Raw genomic sequence first — 17448 nt, forward strand, 5'->3', positions numbered from 1 at the left:
TTGGGCCCGATGACGGCCAGGCCGTGAACCGGGAGCCGAGGCCTCGGTCGGCAAGCTGCATGCCACCGCGACCATGCGCGCCACCACCGACCTCGTCCAGCAACTCCTGGGTCCGCGGCTGGCCGCCGACACGGGCGAGTGGGGCACCTTCGCCTGGACCGAGCATCTGCTCGGCGCCCCGGGCTATCGCATCGCGGGCGGCAGCGACGAGATCCAGCGCACCATCCTGGCCGAACGGGTGCTGGGACTTCCCAAGGAGCCGAAGGGAGCCGGGAGTTGAGTACAGCGACCGAGGTGACGGCACTCGCGCACCGGGTCCGCGCGCACCTCGCGGCCCGACATCCGGGAGAGCTCTTCGGCGACCTGCGCACCCTGCCCGGCGGGCACTCGGGACTGACGTACGCGATGGCGGCGGGACCGGTCTCGTACGTGGTGAAGGCGGTACCGCCGGGGCAGCGTCCCGTCGGCCGCAATGACGTGCTCCGCCAGGCCCGGGTGCTGCGCGCGCTCGCCGGATCACCGGTGCCCGTACCCGAGGTCGTCGCCGTCGACGAACGCGAACCGGCCTGGTTCGCCATGGAGTTCGTGGACGGTGAGGCGGTGGAGCCGGTCCTCGACGAGCACCGGCTCGATCCGGGACTGTGCCGGACGCGCATGCTGGCCCTGGCCGGCATCCTGCGGGATCTGCACGGCACCCGGGCCGAGTCGTCCGAACCGCTCGCTCCCGCAGGGGAGTTGGACCGGTGGAGCCGCACCATGCGGGCCGTGCCGGCCGAACTCCGCCCCGGGGCCGAGGAACTGCTCGCCGCCCTGGCCGCCCGGATCCCGCGGGCCGTCCCGCCGGTTCTCACGCACGGCGACTTCCGGCTCGGCAACGTGCTGTGCCGGGACGAGCGCCCGGCCGCCGTCGTCGACTGGGAGATCTGGAGCATCGGCGACCCGCGCATCGACCTCGGCTGGTTCCTCCTGTTCACCGACCACCGCAACTTCCCCCGGCTCGGCCGTCCGGTGCCCGGCCTGCCGACCGAACGGGAACTGCTCACCGCCTACCTCGACGGCCGCTCCGAACCCCCCGACCTCGACTGGTTCCGAGCCCTCGCCCGCACCAAGATGGCCGCGATCATGGGCCACAACCTGCGCCGGCACCGCGAGGGCAAGCACCACGACCCCGACCAGGAGCGGCTGCCGCCCACCATCGCCGCGATGATCCGCACGGCACGCGACCTCCTCGCGTGAAGGCTGCCGAAGGAGCGCCACCATGGATTTCGGACTCACCCCGAGGACCGACGAACTCCGCGCGCGGATGGCCGCGTTCATGGAGGAGTACGTCCTGCCCGCCGAGCCCGTGTACGACCGGCAGCTCGCCGAAGCGGCCGATCCGCACGAACTACCCCTGGTCATGCGCGAGTTGAAGGAGAAGGCGCGCGCCGAGGGGCTGTGGAACCTCTTCCTCGCGCATGGTGAGTGGGGCGCGGGCCTCACCAACCTCGAATACGCCCCGCTCGCCGAACTCGCCGGGCGGTCGGTCATCGGCCCCGAGGTGTTCAACTGCTCCGCCCCCGACACCGGCAACATGGAGCTGCTCGCCCTGTACGGCACCCCCGAGCAGCGGGAACGCTGGCTGCGGCCCCTCCTGGCGGCCGACATCCGGTCGTGTTTCGCGATGACCGAGCCCGAGGTCGCCAGCTCCGACGCGCGCAACATCCGGACCCGTATCACCCGCGACGGCGACGAGTACGTCGTCCAGGGCCACAAGTGGTACACCTCCGGCATCCTCGATCCGGACTGCCGGCTGGTCATCCTCATGGGCGTGACCGATCCGGACGCGCCCAGCTACCGGCAGCAGAGCATGCTGCTGATCCCGCGCGACACCCCCGGCATCACCGTCCTGCGCGACCTGCCGATGTTCGGCTACACCGACCGCTGCGGCCACGGCGATGTGCTCTTCGAGGACGTACGGGTGCCGGTGTCCGCGCTGCTGGGCGGCGAAGGGGAGGGATTCGCCCTGGCCCAGGGGCGGTTGGGGCCCGGGCGGATGCACTACGCCATGCGCGCGGTCGGATTCGCCGAACGGGCGCTGGAATTGATGTGCCGCCGGACCCTGACCCGTACGGCCTTCGGAGGGGCGCTCGCGGAACAGGGCGTCGTGCGTGAATGGATCGCCCGCAGCCGGATCGAGATCGAGCAACTGCGGCTGCTGGTCCTGAAGTCGGCCTGGCTGATGGACACCTCGGGCAACGCGGCCGCCCGTACCGAGGTCGCCGCCATCAAGGTGGCCGCGCTGGAGGTCGCCCATCGGGTGGTCGACCGGGCGGTGCAGGCGCATGGCGCGGCCGGGGTCAGCGACGACACCGTACTGGCGCGGCTGTACGCGATCACCCGGGCGCTGCGGATCGCGGACGGGCCCGACGAGGTGCATCTGCGGACCGTCGCGCGACGAGAACTGGCGAAGTATCCGGAGGAGCGGGCGTGAACGGACAGGTACTCGACGGCCGGGTCGCCGTGATCACCGGCGGTTCCCGGGGCATCGGCCTCGGCATCGCCAGGGCGTACCGGGAGGCGGGCGCCCATGTGGTCATCGCCGCCCGCAAACCGGCGGGGCTCGCCGAGGCGCGCGAGGAACTGCTGCGGGTCAAGGGCGACGGCGAGGTCCACGAGGTGGTCGCCAACGCCGGTGAACCCGAGGACGCCGAGCGCTGTGCCGAGGAGACCATGGCGCGCTTCGGCAGGCTCGACGTCCTGGTCAACAACGCGGCCACCAACCCGTACATGGGAGAGCTGCTCGGACTCGACCTGGCGCGCGCGGAGAAGACCGTACGGGTCAACCAGTACGGCATGGTCGCCTGGACCCGGTGTGCCTGGCGGGCGTGGATGGGCGAGCACGGGGGAGCGGTGGTCAACATCGCCTCCGTCGGCGGGCTGATCGTCGACCCGTACATCGGCTGGTACAACGCCACCAAGGCGGCGATGCTGCACATGACACGGCAACTCGCCTACGAACTCGGGCCGAAGGCCCGGGTGAACGCGATCGCGCCCGGTCTGATCAAGACCGAACCGGCCAGGGCCGTCTGGGAGCCCAGGGAGCCGATCCTCACCGCGAAGCTGCCCCTGCGCAGACTGGGAACGGTGGAGGACGTGGCGAGCGCCGCGGTGTTCCTCGCCTCCGGCGCGTCGTCCTGGATGACGGGGCAGACCCTGGTCCTGGACGGCGGGGCGACCGTGCTGCCGATCGGGGTGGACGGATGACCGGCGCGGCCGCGGAGCTGTTCTCGCTGCACGGGCGGACGGCGGTGGTCACCGGCGCCTCGTCCGGACTCGGAGCCCGGTTCGCCACCGTCCTCGCGGCGGCCGGCGCGACCGTCTTCGCCGCCGCGCGGCGACCGGACCGGCTGAAGGAGCTGGCCGACGGCGACCCGCGGATCCACCCGGTCGTGTGCGACGTCTCGGTGGACGCGGACCGGGTACGGCTCGTCGAGACGGCGCTGGAGCACGCGGGACACCTCGACGTCCTGGTCAACAACGCGGGCGCGCCCGGAGCCGTACGGGCCGAGGACGAGAGCGCCGCCGACTTCGCGGACGTGCTGGCCGTGAACCTGGTGGCCCCGTTCCATCTGGCCCGGCTGCTCGCCGAGACACCGCCGGACGGCGGCGACCGTACGAGATCGGTGGTGAACGTCTCGTCCGTGCTCGGGCTCGTCTCCGGTGCTCCGCTGGGCGGCGCGGCCTACTCCGCCTCCAAGGCCGGGCTGGTCGGACTGACCCGTGAGCTCGCCGGGCAGTGGGGCGGCTCGGGGATACGGGTCAACGCCCTGGCCCCCGGTTGGTTCCGCTCCGAGATGACCGACGGGCTGTTCGCCGACGAGCGGTCACGCCGCTGGGTCGAGCGCGGCGCGATGCTGGGACGGGGCGGCGAACCGGGGGAACTCGACGGGGCGCTGCTCTTCCTGGCCTCGGACGCGTCCTCGTACTGCACCGGACATGTGCTCACCGTCGACGGCGGGTGGACCGCGCGATGAGGGGCCAGGAGGAGGCCGGGGTCAGGGCGGGGGCAGGGGTAGGGGTCGAGGTCGACGGTGAGGGGGTGGCCCATGTCGAGATGTGCCGCGGGGACGGGAACGCGATCGATCTCGCGACGGCCGGGGGACTGCTGGACGCCGCGCGGGAGTGCCGGACGTCCGGGGCGCGCGTGGTGCTGCTCACCGGGCGGGGACGGTCCTTCTGCGTCGGGGGCGATCTGCGGGAGTTCGCCGGGCTTTCGCCGGAGCGGCTGGCCGGGCATCTGACCGAGGTCACCGACGCGCTGCACGGCGCGCTGCGGATCCTCGCCGGGCTGGACGCGCCGCTGGTGGTGGCCGTGCAGGGGGCCGTGGCGGGGGCCGGGCTGGGGATCACCCTGGCCGCGGACCTCGCCTTCGCCGCCTCCGACGCCCGGTTCACGGCGGCGTACACCGGGATCGGATACTCACCGGACGCGGGGGTCAGCTGGCTGCTGCCGCGCGCCGTCGGGCCGAAGCGAGCGCTCGACCTGCTGCTGACCAACCGCCGGATCCCGGCCGCCGAGGCGCTGGACCTGGGGCTGGTGAGCCGGGTCGTCGCGCCGGAGCGCCTGCGCGAGGAGGCCGCGGCGGCGGCGCGGGCGCTGGCCCGCGGGGCGACGGGCGCGTACGGGGCGACCCGGCGGCTCGTCGCCGAGTCGGCGCGCACCGGGCTCGACGAGCACCTCGACGCCGAGGCCGGCCGGATCGCCGCCGCCGCGGTGTCCGATGAGGGACGGGAGGGCGTGGCCGCGTTCCTCGCAGGTCGACGACCCGACTTCAGGCACGCGGCTCATCCGATGCGCCGCGATTCGTAGCCAACCTGAACTTGGGTCTACTCTCGGACGACCGGGCGGTGATCGACGCCCGCCGTGGAGCAGAGGGAGAGACGATGGCAAGGGCGCGGATCGTGGATCCGGAGGAGGGGCCCAGGTCGAAGCGGGCGGCGATCCTCGTGGCGGCAGTGGAGCGCTTCGGGGAGGACGGCTACGAGAGCACCAAGTGGTCCGAGGTCGCCGACCGGGTCGGCATCGGCCAGACCGCCCTGTACCACTACTTCGAGTCGAAGGCCCACTGCCTGCTCACCATCATGCGCCTGGAGCTCCAGCGCTCCCACGACATGTTCGTCGAGGCCACGGCCGAGGAGACGGACCCGGTCGGGCAGCTGCGCGCGGCGGTCCGCTCCGCCTTCGCGGTCACCGAGCAGGAGATCCGCCAGATGCGCATCCTGCAGGCCAACATGTCCCTGCTCGCCACCCCCCGGAAGTCGAAGCGGGAGGAGACCGAGCGGGTCGCGGCGCGCCAGCTGGTCCAGATGATCGAGCGGGACTGGACGAACCTGCTGATGCGCGGCATGGCGCAGGGCGCCTTCCCGGTCCGGGACGCGCACACCCTCGGCCTCGCCGTCCTCGGCATGATCGTCAGCGTCTGGCGCTGGTACCGGCCGACCGGGGCGATCCCCCTGGCGGAGATCAGTGACACGATCGAGGGATGCGTGGTGCGCATGGTCGCCGAGTAGACCCCGGCCTGCGGCTCCGCCGGGCCGGGCCCGACCCGGCGGAGCCGCATTGCCACCGTCTCGCCTCTTGTCGCCGGCGGGGCACCCGGATTACAGTCAAACTGAATTGAACTCAGGTTGTTTTGCGTCACTGTTCCACGGCACGGAGGGAGAGCGATCAGCAATGGTGCTTCGCGACTACATGGCCGGAATGGACGGCCAGGACCCGGACAAGGTCCTGGAACTCCTGGAGCCCGACTTCCGATTCCTCATCGCGCTTCCCGGCGGGCAGCGCACCGGCGCCTCCCGCGCGGACTTCGCCGAGTACATCGCCGGACGGCACGCCGTGGACCGTACACACCGGATCGTGCGGTACGCGGTCGAGGGCGACGTCGAGACGGCGTACGGCTTCGTGGTGGAGAAGGGTGAGACCGCCGGGGCGTTCCTCTCCGCGGCGCGGGTCTCGCCCGCCGGGCTGATGGCGCGCTACCAGTCCTTCTTCACCACCGAGTTCGACCTGGTGGACCGGCCGTGACCGCGCCGACCGCCTCGTTCCTGACCACCTGGTTCGCGATTCTCGACAGCGAGGACGCCGAGCGGATCCTCGACCTGATCAGTGACGACTTCTCGTTCTCCATCCTGTTCTCCACCGGTGGCGACGGCGCGACCGATTTCCACGGCGGCCGGGTGGAGATGGAGGGCTATCTCGCCCAGCGCGAGGTGGGCGTGCGCACCCATCACGTGCTCACGGCGAGCACCGTGGGCCGGGACGAGCTGTATCTCGGCGAGGTGCGGCGCTCCGGCACGCCGGAGGCGACCTTCGTGGCCTCGGCCCGGCTCGACGACACCGGCCGGGTACGCCGACTGCTCATCGGGCGCTCGCCCGCGCTGCTGTTCACCTGAGAACCGAGCCCGAGAACCGAGGAGGACGCCATGTACAACCTGGTCCTGCTGGCCGTCCGGCCGTCCGACTGGACCCATGAGCGGTTCATCGGCTGGTGGCGCGGCGAGCACGCCGAACTGACCTGCCGGCTGCCCGGACTGCGGGCCTGGCGGCACACCGACATCGACACGGCGCTCGAACCGCGCTCCGAGGGCTGGGACGGCGCCTCCGTCCTGAGCTTCGACACCGCCGAGGATCTGCGCAAGGCGCTGGACAGCCCGGAGTGGGCGGCGGCCGTCGCCCAGGTGGGCGACATGCGCGGACGCCGGATCGCCGTCATGGGCGGCGAGATGGAGATGTACGCGCACTGACATGTGCGGGGGCTGTGCAGGGGTTCGTACGGGAGCCGTACGAGGGCCGGCCGGGACCGTCGGGAAACGGCGGCGGCTCCGGCGGCAGTGGGTTCATCCTTCGCGCGACGAGGCGAGGAAGCGGATGCGACAGACAGTGCGAGAGTTCCAGGAGCGGGCCGAGGAGGGCGACTTCACGGCCGTCGTCGACGACTTCGGCCGGCACACCGCGCGCGACCTGCTGCGGCGTGCGGCCGAACTCGCCGACACCATGACACCGGACGGGACGCCGGGCGGCACCGTCCTTCTCCAGGCCGACAACTCCTGGCGCACCGTCGCGGCGACCCTCGCGGTGGGGATGACCGGCGGTGTCCTGGCCCTGGTCAACCGGCACACCACCCATGCGGAGTTCACCGCCGCGCTGGAGGACATCCGGCCCGACGTCGTGATCGCCGAACCGTCCGCGCTGCGGGAGTGGCACGGACGTGAGGCGCTGCCCGGCGTACACCAGGACGAGGCCCTCGACGGCTGGACGGTGCTCGCGGGGCGCGGACCGCGCGATGTCTCCCGCTGGTCCGGCGGCGCCCTCATCGGTCTCACCTCCGGTTCCACCGGACGGCCCAAGGGCGTCGTGCAGTCCGAGAGCGCGCTGCGCTGCGCCTGCGCCCGCACCGCCGACATCAACGGCCTGCACGAGGGCGACGCGGTGGCCGCCGTCGTCCCGCTCTCCTCGACCGCCGCGTACTGCTTCGGCGTCTGCATGGCGCTCACGCTCGGCGGACCGCTCGTCCTGACCGGCCGCTGGGACCGCGAGGAGGCCCTCGCGCGCATGGCCGACCACGACGTCCGGTGGACCATGTGTGTACCGACCATGGCCCTGCAGATGGGCTCGGCGGCGGCCGGATCCCGCGTGCTGGACGGGGTCCGCTCGATCACCGTCGGCGGCGGACCGATGGACCGCGGCGCCCTCGCCCGCGCCGAACGCTCCCTCGGCACCCGGATCCTGCGCGTCTTCGGCATGTCCGAGTGCCTCGGGCACACCTCGCCGCGGCCCGAGGACCCCGAGGAGATCCGGCTGGGCCGCGACGGCCGCCCCTTCCCGGGCACCGAACTGCGCGCGGTCGCCGCGGACGGCACCGTCCTGGGCCCCGGCCGAACGGGCCGGGCACAGGTCCGCGGCCCCTCCCTCTTCCTCGGCTACGCCCACGACGGCAAGGTCGAGCCGCCGACTCTGACGCCGGACGGCTTCTTCCCCACGGGGGACCTGATCACGACCGATGACGACGGCACGGTCACGATCATGGGCCGCGAGAAGGACGTGATCATCCGCGGGGGCCGCAACCTCGACATCACCGAGATCGAGCGCGCTGTCGCCGGCCACCCCGGAGTCGCCCGCGCCTGCGTGGCGCCCGTACCGGACCCGCTGCTCGGCGAACGCGCGGCCGTGCTCGTCGTGGCCGAGGACGGCCGGGACGACATCGGCCTCGACGAGATCACGGCACACCTCGCACAGACCGGTCTCTCCAAGGCCAAGTGGCCCGAATTCGCTTTCACCGTACGCGAGTTGCCACAGACCCTGGTCGGCAAGCTGGACCGCTCGGGAGCCCGCAGGCTCGCACACGAACTGCACGCACGTCTGTCCTCGGAGCACTCGGAGCACTCGGAGCACTCGGAGCACCCGGAACGCTCGGAACACGAGGCGGGCGAACAGCACCGGCAAGGAGATGCATGACCACCCCCACGACCCCTACCTCCCGCTTCGACCGCGGCCGGTGGGCGGAGGCCGGAGCCGAGACCGTACGCCCCGGCGTGCACCGGGTCCCGCTGCCGCTCCCCGACGACGGACTGCGGGCCGTCAACGTCTACGCGCTGGAAGGCCTGACGGAGGGACTCGTCCTGATCGACGGGGGGTGGTCGATCCCCGAGTCCCGCAAGGCACTGGAGGACGCGCTCGACGACCTCGGCCACGACCTCGGCGAGATCACCCATGTCCTGGTCACCCACATCCACCGCGACCACTACACCCAGGCCGTCGAACTGCGCAGACTGCTCGGCTCGCGCGTCTACCTCGGCGCCGGCGAGCGGCGCGGCCTGGAGCTGCTGGGAGAGCTGCGCTCGGACCGGCCGGTCGGTTCGCTGGAGACGCTGCGTCGGGCCGGGGCGCACGAACTCGCCGAGCGCATCGAAGCGATGGACCACGGCGGCTTCGACCCGAGCGTCTGGGAGGCCCCGGACCGCTGGCTGGCGGCGGAGGAACTCCGGTTCGGGGACGCGCGGTTGCAGGTCATTCCGACCCCGGGCCACACCCGCGGGCATGTCGTCTACCTCGACCAAGCACGCGGGCTGCTCTTCGCCGGGGACCACGTGCTGCCGCACATCACCCCGTCCATCGGCTTCGAACTCGGCGACACCGCACTGCCGTTGGGCGACTACCTCGACTCGCTGCGCCTGCTGACCACCCTCGACGACGCCCGGCTGCTGCCCGCGCACGGTCCGGTCGGCGACAGCGTCCACACCCGCGTCGGCGAGCTGCTGGCCCACCACGACGACCGGCTCGCCCAGACGATGGAGATCCTCGGCGACCGTACGCTGCACGCCTGCGCGGTGGCCGGGGAGTTGGGCTGGACCCGGCGCAAGGTGCCGTTCGCCGACCTGAACGCCTTCAACCAGATGCTCGCGGTCAACGAGACCGCGGCCCACCTGGACGTGCTGGTGGCCCGCGGCCCGGTCAGGTGCGCGCACCGGGACGGCGTCGACTGGTACACCAGCACCGCTACCGCGCCCAGCGGGGTTGCGGCCCGGTAGCGGCCGCCTCCCGCGGCTCAGCGTGCCGTCCAGCCTCCGTCGACGTACAGCTCCGAGCCCGTCATGAAGCTCGCGTCGTCGGAGGCGAGGAACGCCACGGCCGCCGCCACCTCGTCGGGCGTACCGAGCCGGCCCATCGGGGTGCCGTCGAGCATCGCGGTCAACCGGGGTGTGCCGCGCCACAGTTCGCGGGAGCGGGGCGTCTCGATGAAGCCGGGGTGCAGCGAGTTGACGCGCACGCCGCGCTGCGCCCAGTGCAGCGCGGCGTTCTTCGTCATCAGACGGACGGCGCCCTTGGCCGCGTGGTACGAGAACTGGGCGCCGAAGCCGCCCACCGTGCCGAAGATGGACGCGACGTTGACGACCGAGCCGCCGCCGGAGCGTTCGATGGCCGCACCGCCGTACTTCATACCGAGCCAGACGCCGGTCTGGGTGACCGCGAGAACCTGGTCCCATGTCTCCCGGGTCTCCGTCTCGACGGTGCCCATCGCGGCGATGCCGGCGTTGTTGACCAGCACGGACAGACCGCCCAGCGCGGCGGTCACCCGGTCGACGACCTCCCGCCAGGCCGACTCGTCGCCGACGTCCAGGGCCAGCCCCAGGGCCCCGCCCCCGACCTCCCAGGCGAGCTTCTCGCAGCGCTCCGCGTCGACGTCGGTCACCACGACCGCCGCGCCCTCGGCCGCGAGCCGTCGTACGACCGCGTCCCCGATGCCTCCGGTGGCGCCCGTCACCAGCGCCACCTTCCCGGCCAGCCTCGACTCCATCACGTTCTCCCCCGCCCTCAGCCCTTGACCCCGCGCCAGGCCAGCGCGCCGCCGTCGATCACATAGGCGGCGCCCGTGATGAACGCCGCACTGTCCGAGGCCAGGAAGCACGCGAGCTGCGCCACCTCCTCCGGCCGGCCCAGCCGTTCCACCAACTGGGGGGCGACCAGCTCCCGTTCCATCGCGTCAGGGTCCTCGGCCGCGGCGAGGAAGTCCTGGGCCAGCGGGGTGTCGATGACGCCGGGGCAGAAGCAGTTGCAGCGCACCGGAGCGAGGTCGACGGCGGTGACCTTGGTCAGATGGATGACCCCCGCCTTGGTGACCCCGTAGGCGGGGGAGTTGGGGAAACCGACGAGGCCGGAGACGGAGGCGGTGTTGACGATGGCGGGGTTGCGGGGGGAGCGGCGCAGGAACGGCGCCGCGAACTTGGTCGTCAGCCACACGGCCTTGAGATTGACCTCGTAGACCGCGTCCCAGACCTCCTCGGAGAGCGCGTCGACGCCGCGGTCGTGTTCCGCGGTGAGCGCGGTCTCGATCACCCCGGCATTGTTGACCAGCACGTCGAGCCCGTCGAACCGCTCCGCCGCACGCGTCACCATCGCCTCGATGTCGTCACGGACACGCAGATCACAGACGATGGGCTCGCTCTTCGCCCCGGCGGCGCGCACGAGTTCGGCCGTTTCGGCGACGGTCTTCTCGTTCCGGTCGGCGACGATCACCGCCGAGGCCTCCTGGCGGGCCATCTCCACGGCGATCGCCCGTCCTATGCCCTGGCCCGCGCCGGTGATGAGGGCGGTCTTGCCGCCGAGGGAACCCAGCATGCCGTCTGCTCCTGTCCGTGCCCTTGACACGTAGACTGAACCAACTTCAGTTCGATAGGGAGTCTAGGCTCCCGCCCGGCGGGCGACAAGGCTGCGGCCCGGCCCCTCATCGCGTTCTTTGCTCGTGAGGATCCGGGCCCGGTGTATTCGGGTTGCTGGTGGTGGGTGCCGTGGTAGCGCCTGTCCGGAGGGCCGGGCGGTGCGCCCCGCCGATCCGGGGGCGGGGTGGGACGTTCGGCTCCGCTGAAGCGTCGGCCCTCCGGCGAGGCGCGGCGTGGCGGTGGACAGCCGCGTCCTGTCACGACCGTGCGGGGTGGACGAAGTGCGCAGGAGCGGGTGCGTCCTTGCTGGTCGGTCGTCGGCACACCGTGCGCTCGACGTCCCCGCGTTCACCGGCGCCCTGGTGGAGCGGTTCAGCGCGCGGCGTGGCGGTGGACAGCCGCGTCCTGTCACGACCGTGCGGGGTGGACGAAGTGCGCAGGAGCGGGTGCGTCCTTGCTGGTCGGTCGTCGGCACACCGTGCGCTCGACGTCCCCGCGTTCACCGGCGCCCTGGTGGAGCGGTTCAGCCGCGATGCCGACACCTTTGTATGTGGGCACGCCTCTGTATGAGGGCGCGCCGCCGCCGATCTGTGGGTGTCACCCGAATCCGCTGTCGGGCCGGCCGGCGACGCCGAGCATGATGTCCGTCGGCCGACCGGCCGACGCCCGGCCCTGTCGGCGGCGACCCTGGTGCCCTTGCTTCTCGACGAACACACCGCCAAGGACGCCATCCAGAATCCGGCAATCCCCGCGGCCGTCATGCGTCGCGTGATCGGGCGGGCGGTCCTTGGGCGGCGGTCGCGACGGGATCGCGCACGGTGGAAGCCGAAGTTGAGGGAAAACTCCCGGCAGCAGAACCCGGCCAACTGGCCAGTCGTACAGGTGTGCTGCGCTAATCTCACGGTCACACGTGCCACGCGAGAGACCAGGATTCCCATGCCAGTCCAGCACCGCAGCCGGTTCGAGACGATGGCCTACGCGGCCGTCGGCATGGAACCGCCCCCTGTGGTTCCGCTGCGGAAGAACGATCCGAGGCGGGCGGGCCCGTACGAGCTGGTGTCACTCCTCGGCAGCGGCGGCATGGGCAAGGTCTATCTGGGCCGGAACACCACCGGCGGGGCAGGGCTGGCCGCCGTCAAGGTGATCCGTCCCGAATACGCGGAAGACCCGCTGTTCAGGAAGCGTTTCGAGCGGGAGGTCGGCGCGTTGGACCGCGTCCAGGGGGCGCACATCGTGCGACTGATGGGCAGCGGCTGCGACGAGGACCTGGTCTGGGTCGCCACCGAGTACATACCCGGGCCCACGCTGGAGGAGGTCGTCACCCGGCGTGGACCGATCGACGCGGCGGCGGCCTGGCGGCTGCTGGCCGACGTGGGACGTGCGATCGAGGCCATATGGCGCGCCGGGATCGTTCATCGCGACCTCAAGCCGTCCAACGTGATCCTCGGCGCCGACGGTGCCCGTGTCATCGACTTCGGTGTCGTCCAGGCCACCGACAGCACCACGATCACCGCCACGGGCCAGAACGTGGGGACCCCCGCCTACATGTCCCCGGAACAGACCAGAGGCCGCGAGGTGACCGCCGCCTCCGACGTCTTCTCGCTGGCCTCCACCCTCACCTACGCGGTCGCGGGAAACGCGCCGTTCGGCGAGGGTACGGGTGTCGACGTCCTGCACCGGGTGGCCTTCGATCCACCTCGGGAGGACGTCCTCGACAAGGTGGCGGCCGTCGACGCGCAACTGGCCGCGTTCATCCGCACCTGTCTGGACAAGGAACCCGAGAATCGTCCGTCACCGGAGACGGTGTTCAGGACCGCCATCGGGCACCAGCTGTCGGCGCCCGCCGGGAACCCGTCACAAGCCGCCCCCCAGCGCAGACCCACCCACGGCAAGCGGCCCGAGGCCGCCCTTCCCGTCGCGGGGCCGTCGGAGCCTGCTGCCGCATCCGCGGGCCCCGGCGGCGCCCCGGCAGCCCCCGGGAAGCGCAGAAAGCTGCTGGTGGGCGCCGCTGCGGCGGCCGTCCTGGTTGCCGCGGGCGTCACCGTGGCGCTGCTGCAGCAGGACGACGCCCCGACGTCCGCCGCTCCCGGGCCGGGGAGGACCCCGGCCGTGACGGGAGACCGGACCTCGGCGCCCGAGAGCTCGAAGAGCGCACCACCGGTCACACCGTCGAAGTCGGACCGGACGCAGGTGCCGCAGAAGTCGCCGAGCCCGGATGTCACGAGGGATCCCCCGGCGCTGGACATCCAGTCGGTCCAGTGCGCCGCCGAGATCATCTCGGGATCCCACGGCGACTGCGTCAAGGCCCTGCAACTCCTCCTCCTCGGCTACGGACTGCACGTCACGGTCGACGGGCAGTTCGAGGCGGAGACGGTCACCGCGGTGAAGGCGTTCCAGGCGGCGGCCGGGACCACCGTGAACGGGAGGGTCGACGATCGGACCAAGACACTGCTCTACGGCACGGCGCGCGGGCCGGTCCGTACCGGTTCGGTGACCGTGACCGAGAGCGTCAATGCCGTCTCGGTCGCCAGATGTCTCGACGCCCGTACCGGTGCCACGGACGGGAGCGGCAAAGAGATCCAGGTATGGACGTGCAAGGGCACAGCTGTCCAGAAGTGGGCCATGTATCGCGTGCCCGGTCAGGCCTCCCAGTACTTCGTCGTCAATCAGGGCAGCAATCTCTGCCTCGACGCCGACCCCGGCACCATCGGCCGGAACGGCCAGAAGATCCGGGCCAGGACCTGCAACGGACTCAGCGCCCAGCGGTGGCGGCTCGGCGACTCCGGTCCGTCCGGCGGCCGGACGCTGGTCAGCGTCCCGGACGGCTTCTGCCTGGACGCGGAGGCCTCCGAATCCGGGAAGGACGGTCAGGTGGTCCAGGGCTTCGGCTGCGCGGGCAGCACCAACCAGGTGTGGAAATGGTCTTGATGCACCGTCAGGTTCGGCTGCTGAGACGGTCCGGGAGCCTTTCGTAGCGCGTCACAACGTGTCGAAGTCCTGCCGTCCCGGCTGCAACGGCCGAGGTGCCTGCCATGATCGTCACCATGGGCATACAGATCGTGCCGGCCGGGACGGCCGACTTCCATCAAGTCCTGGCCGACCATCCCCGGTACTGGGGTGAACGTGACCTTCGGTCGCTGCACCTTCTGGCACTGGTGCAGGAGTTCGACTCGACCTGCCTGGTGGCCCGAGCCGAGGACGGGATCCGTGGATACGTCTTCGGGTTCGTCACCCCGGACAACACCGGGTACGTGCATCTGATCGCCACGCGGGACGACGCTCGTGGCACCGGTCTCGGGCGTCGTCTGTACATGGCGTTCGCCGAGGCCGCGCAACGCCATGGCGCACGGCAGCTGAAGGCGATCACGTCCATCGGGAACACCGGCTCGATCGCCTTCCACCGCAGCCTCGGCTTCGACGCGGAGGTCATCGACGACTACAACGGCCCCGGTCGGGCCATGGCCGTCTTCCACCGAGGTCTGCCGCTCGACGCATCCCGGACCTGACCGGCCGGCCACATCCGTCACGGCCGGTCGCTCCCGAAGCCGTCAGTGCGCGACGCCCGAAGTCCCTCGGGTGTGACCGCCTTCGAGGACGGGTCCGGGCGGTGTCCCGATCTTCGGCGCCGTGCTGCACGGCATGTCGGTCATCGGGTCCCGCTCGTGGACCGACGGGCGACGGGCCGCTGGGGTCGCCCGAATCCAGGCCACAAGTGGCGGGGTGCGATGCGCGGGCGTGGAATGGAGGGGCGGGGCGGGGCGGGGCGGAAACGTGGAGGCGCCGTGGGTGTGACACCGTTGACCGAGATTCTCTCCGGGCCTTTCAACGAGCGCTACGCCGTACCGGCCATCAACGTGTTCAACGACCTCACGCTGGAGGCCGTGCTGGCGGCCGCGGTGGAGAACGCCTCGCCGCTGATCGTTCAGACCTCCGTGAAGACGGTCAAGTCCATCGGCAGCGACGTGCTCTACGCCATGTGGACGGCGATGACCGCCGGCATCGAGGTGCCTGTCGCCCTGCACCTGGATCACTGTCCGGAACGCGAGGTCATCACCGAGTGCCTGCGGCGGGGTGGAACTCGGTGCTCTTCGACGCCTCCGGGCTGCCGGTCGAGGAGAACATGCGGCAGACCGTCGAGGTGGTCGCGGAGGCTCGTGCGTACGGGGCCGCGGTCGAGGGCGAGATCGAGTCGATCACCGGTGTGGAGGACGGCATCGGCAGCGACACCGCCGCCGAGCGGCAGGACCTCGCGGTCGCGCTGGAGTTCCTGCGGACCACACAGGTCGACGTCTTCGCACCGGCGATCGGGAACGCCCACGGGTCGTACAAGCAGGCGCCGGTGCTCGATGCCCAGCGTGTGTCCGACCTCGTGGCGGCCTGTCCGGTACCGATCGCCCTGCACGGCGGCAGCGGACTGTCCGACGAGCAGTTCCGCGATCTGATCTCCCGGGGGTGCGCGAAGGTCAACATCTCGACCGCCCTCAAGGAGACGTTCATGAAGTCGAATCTGGCCTTCCTCGAAACGGCGGCGGAGCGGCAGAAGTGGGATCCGCCCTCCCTCTTCCGGGCCGTCCGCCAGGACGTCATCGAGTTGGCCGGTTCCCTGATGAGGCTCTTCGGCAGCGCCGGGCGGGCGGGCTGAGACCATGCCCGCGCTCATCTTCGACTGCGACGGCGTCCTCGCCGACACCGAACGCGACGGACACCTGCCCGCGTTCAACGAGACGTTCGAGGAATTCGGTCTGCCCGTGCGGTGGAGTGACGAGGAGTACGCGGAGAAGGTGAAGGTCGGCGGCGGCAAGGAGCGGATGCGGACCCTGCTGACCCCCGACTTCGTCGCCGCCGCCGGGCTGCCCACCGACCAGGCCGCCCTCGACGAGCAGGTCGCCGCCTGGCACCGGCGCAAGACCGAGATCTACACCGGGATCATCCGCGGCGGAGGCATTCCGCCCAGGCCCGGCGTACGGCGGGTCGCCGCCGAGGCACATGGGGCCGGGTGGACGCTCGCGGTCGCCTCCACCTCCGCGGAGGCGTCGGTCCGCAGCGTGCTCGAACTCGCCATGGGTCCCGAACTGGCCGCTCACTTCGGTGTGTTCGCCGGCGACGTGGTCCAGCGGAAGAAGCCCGCCCCGGACATCTACGCCTTCGCCGTGCACCGGCTCGGCCTCGACCCGGCGCGCGTCGTCGCGATCGAGGACAGCCGCAACGGGATGCTGTCCGCGCTCGGCGCCGGGCTGGCCTGCGCCGTCACGCCCAGTGCCTACACCGAGGAGGAGGACTTCACCGGGGCCTGTCTGGTGGTCACCTCGCTCGGCGATCCGCCGCCGGAGGAGACCGTCACCCAGGTGCTCGGCGATCCGCTCGGCGCCCACCCGGGGCCGTGGGTGGTGCTCGCGGACCTGGCAGCCCTGCTCACCGCCGGCACCGACGCGGGCTCCACCGCATCGGGTCCGTCCGCAACCGGTCCGCTCGACTCCGCGCCACTCGGTCCGGATCCTCGTTCGCGCTGACGTCGCGGCAGTCAGGAGAGTCATGTCATCGCCATCGACACCCGTCGGCGACCTCGCCTTCGTCGTCCGGACCATCGCCCGGACGGCGGTCGACAACGAAAAGGCATTCGGTGACCTCGACGCCGTAGCCGGTGACGGGGACTTCGGGTACTCGCTCGCTCGCGGCTTCGAGATCGTGCTCGCCGACTGGGACTCCCTCGCGTCGGACTCGCCGGCCGAATTCCTGAAGAAGGTCGCCCTGGTGATCTCCAAGCGGGTCGGCGGTACGTCGGGGCCGCTCTGGGGCACCGCCTTCCTCCGGGCGTCCGGGGCCGTGAAGGACCACCCGGAGCTGGATGCCGCGGACGCGGTGGCCATGCTGCGGGCCGCGGCCGAGGGGATCAAGGCGCGGGGCAGGTCCGGCCTCGGCGACAAGACGCTGCTGGACGCGTTGATACCGATGACCGACGCGCTGGAGCAGCGGCTGGCCGATGGCGGACCGGGGGCCGGCGCGGCGGAACTCGCCCGGCTGGCCGCCGCGACGGCCCGGACCGCGGCCGACGCGACGACCTCGATGCAGGCCCGACGCGGCCGCCAGAGCTACACCGGTGAGCGCAGTATCGGCTCGCCGGACCCGGGCGCGGTGGCGGTCGCGGTCATGGCGGAGCGCGTCGCCGCCGAGTGGGACGCACGCGACTGACGGCGGACAACGGCCCTGGCTCCCGGACCGCCTCCCGGCATCAGGGACCGGCACCACGAA

17 protein-coding genes and 2 pseudogenes are annotated in these 17448 nt (G+C 71.7%); 17 read left to right on the forward strand and 2 right to left on the reverse strand.

The genetic code is table 11. From position 1 onward, the window contains the following. Positions 1–19: 19 nt before the first annotated feature. The 12 genes and pseudogenes from RV986_RS49640 to RV986_RS49695 form a co-directional block, all read left to right on the forward strand. Positions 20–280: pseudogene (locus RV986_RS49640) on the forward strand (acyl-CoA dehydrogenase family protein); the annotation flags it as partial. Continuing rightward, positions 277–1236 carry a phosphotransferase family protein gene (locus tag RV986_RS49645; RefSeq protein ID WP_475923684.1) on the forward strand — a complete coding sequence of 320 codons (960 nt, stop codon included), beginning with the start codon at positions 277–279 and terminating at the stop codon, positions 1234–1236. The pseudogene RV986_RS49640 and the gene RV986_RS49645, both read left to right, overlap by 4 nt. A 22-nt stretch (positions 1237–1258) precedes the next feature. Further along, the gene (locus RV986_RS49650; RefSeq protein ID WP_475923685.1) at positions 1259–2473 is read left to right on the forward strand and encodes an acyl-CoA dehydrogenase family protein; all 1215 of its coding nucleotides are present in this window, start codon (positions 1259–1261) and stop codon (positions 2471–2473) included. Further along, positions 2470–3246: an SDR family oxidoreductase gene (locus tag RV986_RS49655; protein ID WP_475923686.1), complete on the forward strand. Its 777-nt coding sequence runs from the start codon at positions 2470–2472 to the stop codon at positions 3244–3246. Before RV986_RS49650 ends, RV986_RS49655 begins: the two co-directional genes overlap by 4 nt. Further along, positions 3243–4016: an SDR family NAD(P)-dependent oxidoreductase gene (locus RV986_RS49660; protein WP_475923687.1), complete on the forward strand. Its 774-nt coding sequence runs from the start codon at positions 3243–3245 to the stop codon at positions 4014–4016. Before RV986_RS49655 ends, RV986_RS49660 begins: the two co-directional genes overlap by 4 nt. After that, complete coding sequence (locus RV986_RS49665) at positions 4013–4852, forward strand: enoyl-CoA hydratase/isomerase family protein (RefSeq protein ID WP_475923688.1); 840 nt, start codon at positions 4013–4015, stop codon at positions 4850–4852. Before RV986_RS49660 ends, RV986_RS49665 begins: the two co-directional genes overlap by 4 nt. 74 nt (positions 4853–4926) lie before the next feature. Next, entirely contained in the window at positions 4927–5553 is a 627-nt protein-coding gene (locus RV986_RS49670; RefSeq protein ID WP_475923689.1) for a TetR/AcrR family transcriptional regulator, read from the forward strand. Positions 5554–5716: 163 nt separating this feature from the next. After that, positions 5717–6067, forward strand: coding sequence for a nuclear transport factor 2 family protein (locus tag RV986_RS49675; RefSeq protein ID WP_475923690.1), 351 nt, complete (start codon positions 5717–5719; stop codon positions 6065–6067). Beyond that, a complete protein-coding gene (locus RV986_RS49680; protein ID WP_475923691.1) occupies positions 6064–6435 on the forward strand; it encodes a nuclear transport factor 2 family protein in 372 nt (123 codons plus the stop codon). The genes RV986_RS49675 and RV986_RS49680 overlap by 4 nt, the downstream gene beginning before the upstream one ends. A gap of 30 nt (positions 6436–6465) precedes the next feature. Continuing rightward, complete coding sequence (locus RV986_RS49685; RefSeq protein WP_475923692.1) at positions 6466–6786, forward strand: EthD family reductase; 321 nt, start codon at positions 6466–6468, stop codon at positions 6784–6786. 124 nt (positions 6787–6910) lie between these two features. After that, the gene (locus tag RV986_RS49690; protein WP_475923693.1) at positions 6911–8497 is read left to right on the forward strand and encodes a class I adenylate-forming enzyme family protein; all 1587 of its coding nucleotides are present in this window, start codon (positions 6911–6913) and stop codon (positions 8495–8497) included. Beyond that, positions 8494–9570 carry an MBL fold metallo-hydrolase gene (locus RV986_RS49695; protein WP_475923694.1) on the forward strand — a complete coding sequence of 359 codons (1077 nt, stop codon included), beginning with the start codon at positions 8494–8496 and terminating at the stop codon, positions 9568–9570. The genes RV986_RS49690 and RV986_RS49695 overlap by 4 nt, the downstream gene beginning before the upstream one ends. A 17-nt stretch (positions 9571–9587) precedes the next feature. Here the strand turns inward: RV986_RS49695 and RV986_RS49700 are convergent, their stop codons facing one another. After that, positions 9588–10337, reverse strand: coding sequence for an SDR family NAD(P)-dependent oxidoreductase (locus tag RV986_RS49700; protein ID WP_475923695.1), 750 nt, complete (start codon positions 10335–10337; stop codon positions 9588–9590). Positions 10338–10354: 17 nt separating this feature from the next. Beyond that, entirely contained in the window at positions 10355–11158 is an 804-nt protein-coding gene (locus RV986_RS49705; protein WP_475923696.1) for an SDR family NAD(P)-dependent oxidoreductase, read from the reverse strand. Between the two features lie 977 nt (positions 11159–12135). Between RV986_RS49705 and RV986_RS49710 the strand changes: the two genes are divergently transcribed. The 5 genes and pseudogenes from RV986_RS49710 to dhaL all read left to right on the forward strand — a co-directional run bounded on the left by RV986_RS49710 (position 12136) and on the right by dhaL (position 17388). Continuing rightward, a complete protein-coding gene (locus tag RV986_RS49710; protein ID WP_475923697.1) occupies positions 12136–14127 on the forward strand; it encodes a protein kinase domain-containing protein in 1992 nt (663 codons plus the stop codon). Between the two features lie 104 nt (positions 14128–14231). Further along, positions 14232–14705, forward strand: coding sequence for an N-acetyltransferase family protein (locus tag RV986_RS49715; RefSeq protein WP_475923698.1), 474 nt, complete (start codon positions 14232–14234; stop codon positions 14703–14705). Positions 14706–14939: 234 nt separating this feature from the next. Then, positions 14940–15841 (forward strand): annotated as a pseudogene (locus tag RV986_RS49720) (class II fructose-bisphosphate aldolase). A 4-nt stretch (positions 15842–15845) separates the two neighbouring features. Beyond that, positions 15846–16709: an HAD-IA family hydrolase gene (locus RV986_RS49725; protein ID WP_475923699.1), complete on the forward strand. Its 864-nt coding sequence runs from the start codon at positions 15846–15848 to the stop codon at positions 16707–16709. A gap of 22 nt (positions 16710–16731) precedes the next feature. Next, the gene (gene dhaL, locus RV986_RS49730; RefSeq protein ID WP_475923700.1) at positions 16732–17388 is read left to right on the forward strand and encodes a dihydroxyacetone kinase subunit DhaL; all 657 of its coding nucleotides are present in this window, start codon (positions 16732–16734) and stop codon (positions 17386–17388) included. Positions 17389–17448 lie beyond the last annotated feature (60 nt).

The organism is Streptomyces sp. RLA012 (assembly GCF_056270325.1).